An 8,822-nucleotide genomic window follows, 5' to 3' on the forward strand; every position below is an offset into this window, starting at 1 on the left:
AATGCTGACCGCGTTCCTCACAAAAAGAAAAAAGGGAAGACGTAAAGGGATGGATACGCCCTGACGGAGATCCCAGTTCCATAGCTGAGAAAGCACTGACTAATATGGTATTTGAGAAAGGCAGTGGAGTATTATAAATCGCCAAATGAATTCATTGCAATGTAAGATAAATAGAATGCCGCCCATCAGTGGCGGCATTCAGATATTTTACACTAAGGCACATCATTACGACTTTTTCGTATAGCAAATAAAATACACGCTCCGATCAAAACACCGCTTGTATTTAGTATCACGTCATCAATATCTGTATGTCTTTCGGGACATAACAACTGGGAAAGCTCAATAAAGATAATAAAACAAATACCGGCAAACACAGTTTTTTTGATATTATCAAGCTTTCTAAAACAGATAGGCCATACTATTCCTACTGGTATAAACATTGCTATGTTCCCGATAATATTGATAAGCCATCCATCATATCTGTCAAAGAGAAAAAAGAACGGGATTAAACTTATCATGTCAGACAATGTAGTTGAAAATCCAATCGTTAGAGTACCTATTTTCCCGTCAACAAAATGTAACGGAAAGTATACAAATCTTGCAATAACTACAATGCATATGTATACAAGAAGCATCTGGAGTTCGCGTTTTACCGAAAACTTCTTGAATCTGATCGCAATTATGAATCGCACAAGTATCCAAATGAGAGTTATAAAAATAAACATCTGTAGATAGGAAATCTCGATCATAGTCACTACCGCATCCTTCCTTTAGCAGATAGCTGATAAATCCCGTGTTTATCATATTAACCTGCTTACTATCCATATTATACACTGCACTATCGCCCAAAGTCAAGGATACATATAGGGAATACTGCAAAGGATTCACTACCGGATTTACTCACTCATACGTATAAACCCGTTGTTTACTTGGGGAGGTATATTTTGTCAGCAAAGAATATGTAATGAAGTCAAGTGTACTACATAGTATTCATCCTTAACAAGATGACGGATTCTAACCATCATCATTGACAAAATAGCACTTAACTGGTATAATTAAAATGGTAAAATATACGGTCAAGGAAAAGATTAAGATCAAAATATTTACATAAAATTCAGGAGGTGCTGTATATGAAACACAAACGACTATCTGCAATTCTCTCAGCCGTGTTGATGCTTCCTGCGATGCTGCAATTCTCAATGCCGGCATCAGCAGCAAAGGTCAAGACGCTGGGAGACGTCAACGCCGACGGTACCGTGAATATATCGGACGGTGTGGCGCTCTCTCGCTATGTCGCTAAATGGGACGGTATCACGATCGACAAGGACGCTGCCGACCTCAATCAGGACGGCGAGATCAAAAAAGAGGACGTCACGATCCTCTTGCGCTATCTCGTAGGCTGGGACGGCTACGACAAGTACATCAAGCCCATATCCCTTGCCGAGGAGGACCCTCTGCGCATTGACGCACAACCGGAGCCGTTTTCGATCGACTACGGCGAGGACGCAAAGCTTTCCGTCAAGGCGGCAGGCGGCACAGCTCCCTACACCTACCAGTGGTCGTACAACGGTGAGGACATATCAGGTGCGACAAAGGCGGAATATGTCCCCGAAAAGGGCGGCAACTACCGCTGTATTATCACCGATGATGACGGCGTGACCGTTCTCTCTCAGAACACCAAATGCTCGATCCACCCGATCATCAAGACGCAGCCGGTCGACGGCGCCGACAACTTCCATGTGGAGGTAGCGGGCGGTACAAATCTCACTTATCACTGGGAGAAAGAAGTGCTTGGCGAATGGCGCGTTCAGCGCGAGAGCTACGGTGCGGGCTACGGCGCAACGAGCGTCGGAAAGTACCGCTGTGTCATTACCGATTTTGACGGCTATGAGCTGACCTCCAATGTGGTGCGCTGGTACGGCAAGGGTGAGCTGACGGTCAGCGATATTTACCTTGACCCGGACGAGGACGCAAACTACGGACTGACGATCGACTTTACGCACCAAAAGTTTGAACATTTCCGTTATCCGCTGATTTACTGGACACACAACGGGTTTGAATGGATAAAACATCGTGTAACTTTTGAGGAAACTGTATCCGGTCAATATCCGGAAGATGCAGTTTTTAGTTGGTCAACCAAAACAATTTATGACTATAATGTGCCGGTTTGTTCACCCTATGCTGCAAGCGGACTTTACGGCGACTACCTTGACCTCTATGTGGATGCAACCGGTGAAGGACCGCTGTTCTTTGACTGGCAGCTCTCTCCGACCTTCGAGCAGGCACTTGCCGGCAAGGGCTTTGTGTCGATTTCGGAGAAATCCGGCGCTCTCGGTCTCGGTACGGAGCATCTCCGCTTCCCGATGAAGGAGAACGAGGACATTGTTCACTGCTACGGTTATGTGCGCTGTATCGTCACCGACCGGAACGGTAATTCCAAAACTGCTGTCTTTGGCAATCCTTGGAACTTTGACCACGAAACTTATTTTACAACCCCGAATCTCCTTGAATATGCAGGTGGGGGACCTACTTCGCAAATAATAAATAGCGAAATACGGAGAGGCGGTATTTTAGAACAATCGTTCTTCTGGTATCGTGACGGCGCGCAGGAGCTGGCACTCTGGGGCTGCAAAGCGCCGACCTTTAAGGAATTGCCCGAAGAGACTGTTTCGGGTGCTGAACTGCCGCTGAATCCTCTTGCGGATGTACCGACTGCTCCGATTGTAGATACGGATTTTTCGGGGGAGATAATCGGTACGAGAGATGCAACGTGGAATTGCGGTTATCTGAAGCTGGATAAAGACGGAAATCCCACCGGTTTCGCGGAGGTCTTCACAAGCACGGATTCCTATCAATTTGGCGAAATTAATTACAATGGCGTTTGCGGAAAAAAACCGTTGGAATACAAATGCTGTATGAATTATTATTGGCGGAATCTCGATGACGCGGATAAGGGAATACCTTCTGGTCTTATCCCACGCAGCGATATAGGAAGTGACAAATATGAGATCTGCCGTAGGGACGGAACATATCTTCCCGCAGTTGCTCTGAATCTGTATCAGTATAATATGCATGAACCCGATTGCAGAAAACCGCATGATAAGCGAATTTGGTTCGGAACTGATTATATCAATGATAGATTAAAAGTGTATACGCCTGTTCAGCTGTATGACATGGGTGACTCTTATTGGTGGCTGGAGTTCAGTGAGCCTATCTATGCTCCGTGGTATACCGAAAAGGTGCGTTATCTCTACGCCTACGGAGACCACCCCGTCACCGTTAAAAACCCCGAAAGCTATATGGTTATTGTTGACGATATAGACCTCGAAAAGGCTGAGAGCGGCGATCCGGACAACATTGTTACCCTCCTCAACAGATACAGCCAATACAAAGAACTCTCCGCCGAGGAGCTTCATGCCATGCTTCCGATCGTATTATCTGCCGGAGACTGTGATAGATGGCAAAATATAAATAGCGACGGCTGGATCGATTCACTGTTCACAAAAACCGGCGGCCATATTTACTGCGTCTGCGAATATTCGGACGGCACAAAGGAGTATTACCACAGCACGCCGCTCGACATCGGCTGTACGGTCACGCTGAACGGCATGGGTACCTACAAAGCCAGCGCTTCCGATGGCGCGGACCCGATCACACAGATCCTCGGTCTGGACGATTTCTCCCTTGAAGACGCCAAGAAAGCGCTGCCCTATAAGCTCAGAACCGGCATGGATTCATACAGCGCACTCCTCGCCGCCGAAAAGCTGAAAAAGCTCGGCCTTGAGGTTGATGTGTCATTAGACGGCGCTGAGAAAGTAAAGACATGGACGGTGATCCTCGAAAGCTATGACACCGAGCATGAGCTTGATTCCGTCAAGGCGCTGAGGACGGCATTGGAGGATTGCGGCGAACCAGTGCCCTCTCTCGCAGAAGCGAAGACGATGCTCAATTCCGCTCCGTCAGTCATCAAGGAAGGGCTCACAAAAGCGCAGGCTATCAGTCTGACCGATGCGCTGAATACCGCACTTGCTTCATCGGGTATTAAAGTCATTTATAAGTGAGGCGAACTATGAGAATACAAAGAATTACAGCCCTTTTCACGGCAGCAGCACTTGTGTTCTGCTGCCTGCCGCAGCGGGTCCACGCGGTAGCGGCGCTCGATTTTGAGATCGGGCGCGCCACCGCCGAAGCTAAAGCCGGTGAGACGGTCAAGGTGCCTGTCACCGCTAAAACAAATCCCGGCTACGGCTCGGGTGTCATCAATGTAAACTGGGACAGTGATGCGCTGACGCTCACAAATGTGGAGTTCAGTGCTGAACGCGCTCCCGACAACGGCTCTGCGGAGATCGTCAGCGACGGCAGTTATTGCCTGTCCTTCGGCGATGACTACGCTACGGAGAATTTCATCGGCACCGGTACTTTCTTCACGCTGACTTTTGAAGTCGCTGCAAGCGCAGGCGCAGGTGATTATATGATCTTCCTCGATCAGGCAGATGTTATCGATAAGGACATCAAGCGTATCGATGTTACTCAGACAGCAGGTGTTGTCTCACTCACCGGCGACGCGGTAAATCCTGCAGCACTGACTATGGAAATCGGCAGCGCAGAAGCAGCACTCGGCGAGGATACTGAAGTCAGCGTACCTGTCAAGGCGGTTCAGAATCCGGGGTATATCGTTGGCTTTGCTGATCTGACCTGGGATCCCGAAGTACTGACGCTCTCGAAGATCGTGTATGCCGACAAAGTACCAAATGCCGGTTCTGCGGCGATCAATAACAGCGGCTGGTATCGTATTGCATTCGGTAATTTTACCGCAGCGAAGAATTATGCTGAGACCGGCGATATGTTCACACTGGAATTTACGGTGAATGAAAGTGCTGCAGCAGGAGTATATGAGATCATGCTTGGCAACCTGCAGGTAGAAAACTTTGAAGAGGAATCTGTACCGGCGACTGTCAAGTCAGGTAAGATCACAATTGCTGAGCATATTGCGACTACAACGTCAACGACTTCAACTACCACAACTACCACTACAAACAAACCGACTACAACATCAACAACTTCAACTACTACCACCACAACTACAAACAAACCGACTACAACATCGACAACTTCAACTACAACAACTACCACTACAAACAAGACTACCACTACATCAACCACTTCAACTACTACCACCACAACTACAAACAAACCGACTACAACATCGACCACTTCAACTACTACCACCACAACTACAAACAAGCCAACGACAACGTCAACGACTTCAACTACGACAACTACCACTACAAACAAGACTACCACTACATCAACCACTTCAACTACGACAACTACCACTACAAACAAGCCAACGACAACGTCAACTACTTCAACTACTACCACAGCCACTGCAAATAAAACTACAACATCAACCACTACTGCTCAGGTTCCTTCTACGACAACTACAACAACTCAGAAACTTGCAGCCATTTATGTAAGTAATGTAGATGATTCCGGAGAAAACGAGGTTCAGGGCGTCAAAATGTCTTTAACAGGACAAGACGTCAACGGAGATCCTGTTGTATTCAAGGATGGACAGATTGAAGTCGGAAACGGCGGTACAGCAATCAACAGTGTCGGAGCAAGTCTTGTATGGATCTCAGGAAAAGAGAAAACCAAGGTCGACCTTGAGGACGGAACCTACACTATCAAGGAATTGGCAGTTCCCGACGGATACAATGTTGCAGATCCTATAACATTTACTGTCGAAAACGGTAAGATCACAAGTGGCGGCAGTAACGATAATACTGTAGTTCTCGTTGAAGAAGCAAATGTAGTTACTACAACCACTACAACATCAACGACTACCACTACAACAACCAAGGATAAAACCACTACAACATCATCAACTACCACTACAACTACCAAGGATAAAACAACAACATCATCAACTACCACTACAACGACTACTTCCAATGACAAAACCACAACAACAACTGTTACAGACATAAATGAAACTACTTCAACAACTACATCACCAGTAACTCAACCAGATTATACTCTCGGAGATGTGAATAATGACGGAAAGATCAATGCGGTCGACGCTTCAAGTGTTCTTGCATATTATGCCCGCATATCCACTAATCAGGAAGGCGGATATACCGAGGAGCAGAAGCTTGCTGCCGATGTTGATCATGATGGAAAAATAAATGCAGTTGATGCATCCAATATACTTGCGTACTATGCGTATGTATCGACTGCAAAAGAAACTCCGATGTCAATGGAAGAATATATGAAAAAGAAATAACCTGCTAACTGACTGATGAAGGCTTAAACAGCTGACATCAGTCAGTTTTTTTATAAATAAAAAGAAGCGAATCGGGGCATTATGCCCCGAAAAACATAAGCGTCAAATATAATACGGTTTTAATACAAGAAGGATCGCCGAACTCTGCCCAGCGATCCTTGATGTTAACATTGGGGTTACTGTGTCAGAAACTGCCGTTTCAGAACGGATTGCCCAGGGCATATCTCCGAATCGTCATCCGCTGCCGTTCAGAGGTTGGTTACGCTGCATCTGATTAGTTGAAAGCAGCACAGAAACCGTGCACAGCGCACTGATCTCCGTCCTGCCTGATTGTGCGATTGCCTTTTGTCAACAAATGATATATAAATATATTGACATATCGTGAATCAAATGGTATAATAAGAACAATTCAACATAAAATGATGTTGAATAGGCTAACAAAAATAAAGTATTAGAGGTGGATTTATGAAAAAGTTCGTTAAAAAGCTTTCTGCCATTACAATGGCACTCACACTCGTCATCACAGGAAACGTTTTTGCATTGGGTTCAGCAAAAGACAAAACCACCACTTTGATTGCTTCTGCAGCAACGATCAACCAGAATCCGGGCTATTCGCCCCATCATTGCGGGGAACATATGGTTTATGAGTTTACCGGCTGTTCCTTGTTTTGGATAAGATATGACAGAAAATGCTCCGTTTGCGGACAGGTTTACGGAAATAAGCTGGTTGATATATTTGGCCGCGTGACATACTGCTGATAAAGATCCGATCAAGCACGCCGCTTTGAAAGAGATTATTTAAGAATGCACTGATTTCATAACACTGATAAGTACTCTCTGTATATATTACGGAGAGCACTTTGTTATTGAGAAAAGTAAGCGTCAACCGCATACATATGCTATCAAAAAACGTAAGTGTCAAGTATAACACGTCCAAATATAATAAGGGTAAAGTAAAAGCTGCTGCTGGATTACTTGATATAATGATAGTTGATACAGAATCCGGTGAATCATATGTAATGGTTGACAGAATTATGGATAATGTTATAGAGAAATTCTTGGATGTTGAATAGGGGGTATATCATGCAATGTAAAAGAATAATAGCAACTCTTCTATGTGCTGTGATTCCATTTGGAATAGCCATTAGTCCGGTTGGTGCGCCTGCTGTTTTATCAGCAGAGGCAGCATCAGTAGTTGACAGCGGAACTTGCGGAAAGAATTTAACATGGAAGCTTGACAGCAGCGGTACTCTGACCGTAAGCGGTACAGGAGATATGAATGAAGATTTAGATTCAAATCCGTGTCCATGGAAGGAATACAGTGACGAGATAAAGAATGTTATTATCGGCAATGGAGTTACAAGTATAGGTATGGGTATGTTTGATAACTGCAATAACCTTACCTCATTATCGCTTCCGGATACGCTGAAGACTATTAGCGCATATTCGTTTTCGAGCTGCAAATCACTTGAATCAGTAGTCATTCCGAACGGAGTAACCAATATTGGTACGAGTGCTTTTTCGAGCTGTAAAAAGCTTAGCAATGTTACTATACCCGCATCCGTGACGAATATAAGTGCGCTAGCGTTTTCTGGGACGCCATGGTTTGAAGCTCAGAGAAGCATTGATACTCCGTTCGTAATAATAAACGGTTTGCTCATTAATGTGTTCTATAAGCTTTCGGGAGACGTTGTTATCCCATCGACCGTGAATAAAATATGCGATCAGGCAGCATGGGGCTGTTCAGAGATAACCTCGCTGACCATTCCCGAAACCGTGACCGAGATAGGTCATAATGCATTCAATGGGTGTGAGCAATTGAAATCTGTAACTATACCAAGCTCCGTGGAGAGTATCGGTATGCAGGCTTTTATCAAGTGTACTGCTCTTTCTGAGGTGTTTATCCTGAATCCTGACGCTAAAATATATGACAGAGCCAATACCTTTACCAATGAAAACGATAAGTTCAGTGGAGTAATTAAGGGATATAAAGGTTCTACGGCTGAGAAATATGCTCAGAAGTATAACTATACATTCAAAACATTAGCTCAGCTTGGAGACGTTAACTCTGATGAGTATATTAATGCGGTTGACGCTTCATCAGTTCTTGCATATTATGCTATGATCTCAACAAATCAGGATGGTGGATATGATGAGGAACAGAAGCTTGCGGCAGATGTAAATCATGATGGATTAATTAATGCAGTAGATGCTTCCAATATTCTTTCGTACTACGCATATGTATCGACTACAAAAGAAACTCCTATGTCAATGGAAGAATATATGAAGAAACTCAAATAAACAAACGCCCGGCTTAAGGGCGGTGCTTATATAGAAGTTTATAGGTAATTATCGGGGACAAACCTTTCTGAGGAAAGGTTCTTTCCCCGAACCCCTTTTCCAAAGACTTTATAACTGAATTTAGCCCCAGAAGGGCGTTCCATATAAATGTAATAATCGGTAATATTACCAGGAGCGCCCTTCTGGGGCTAAATTTAATGCTAAAAGTTTTAGGAAGGGAGTTTGAGGGAGAACC

Annotated in this window: 5 protein-coding genes; 4 read left to right on the forward strand and 1 reads right to left on the reverse strand. The window is 44.8% G+C overall.

What is annotated here, in order from left to right; all coding sequences use genetic code 11:
• Nucleotides 1–212: 212 nt before the first annotated feature.
• The gene (locus T488_RS0101735) at nucleotides 213–749 is read right to left on the reverse strand and encodes a VanZ family protein (protein WP_028519306.1); all 537 of its coding nucleotides are present in this window, start codon (nucleotides 747–749) and stop codon (nucleotides 213–215) included.
• 381 nt (nucleotides 750–1,130) lie between these two features.
• Between T488_RS0101735 and T488_RS0101740 the strand changes: the two genes are divergently transcribed.
• The 4 genes from T488_RS0101740 (at nucleotide 1,131) to T488_RS18510 (ending at nucleotide 8,587) form a co-directional block, all read left to right on the forward strand.
• Nucleotides 1,131–4,061 (forward strand): dockerin type I domain-containing protein, encoded by a 2,931-nt coding sequence (locus T488_RS0101740; RefSeq protein WP_028519307.1) that lies wholly within the window; start codon nucleotides 1,131–1,133, stop codon nucleotides 4,059–4,061.
• An 8-nt stretch (nucleotides 4,062–4,069) separates the two neighbouring features.
• A complete protein-coding gene (locus tag T488_RS20055; protein WP_028519308.1) occupies nucleotides 4,070–6,286 on the forward strand; it encodes a cohesin domain-containing protein in 2,217 nt (738 codons plus the stop codon).
• Nucleotides 6,287–6,751: 465 nt separating this feature from the next.
• Nucleotides 6,752–7,045 (forward strand): hypothetical protein, encoded by a 294-nt coding sequence (locus tag T488_RS0101750; RefSeq protein WP_028519309.1) that lies wholly within the window; start codon nucleotides 6,752–6,754, stop codon nucleotides 7,043–7,045.
• 324 nt (nucleotides 7,046–7,369) lie between these two features.
• Nucleotides 7,370–8,587 (forward strand): leucine-rich repeat protein, encoded by a 1,218-nt coding sequence (locus T488_RS18510; RefSeq protein WP_051536128.1) that lies wholly within the window; start codon nucleotides 7,370–7,372, stop codon nucleotides 8,585–8,587.
• Nucleotides 8,588–8,822: the final 235 nt, after the last annotated feature.

It is taken from the genome of Ruminococcus flavefaciens ND2009 (assembly GCF_000621785.1).
In the GTDB taxonomy this organism is placed as follows: domain Bacteria; phylum Bacillota; class Clostridia; order Oscillospirales; family Ruminococcaceae; genus Ruminococcus; species Ruminococcus flavefaciens_C.

Bases quoted from the DNA above. Each gene is read 5' to 3' on its own strand.
- T488_RS0101735 (WP_028519306.1), bottom strand. From the start codon at position 749: ATGATCGAGATTTCCTATCTACAGATGTTTATTTTTATAACTCTCATT.
- T488_RS0101740 (WP_028519307.1), top strand. From the start codon at position 1,131: ATGAAACACAAACGACTATCTGCAATTCTCTCAGCCGTGTTGATGCTT.
- T488_RS20055 (WP_028519308.1), top strand. From the start codon at position 4,070: ATGAGAATACAAAGAATTACAGCCCTTTTCACGGCAGCAGCACTTGTG.
- T488_RS0101750 (WP_028519309.1), top strand. From the start codon at position 6,752: ATGAAAAAGTTCGTTAAAAAGCTTTCTGCCATTACAATGGCACTCACA.
- T488_RS18510 (WP_051536128.1), top strand. From the start codon at position 7,370: ATGCAATGTAAAAGAATAATAGCAACTCTTCTATGTGCTGTGATTCCA.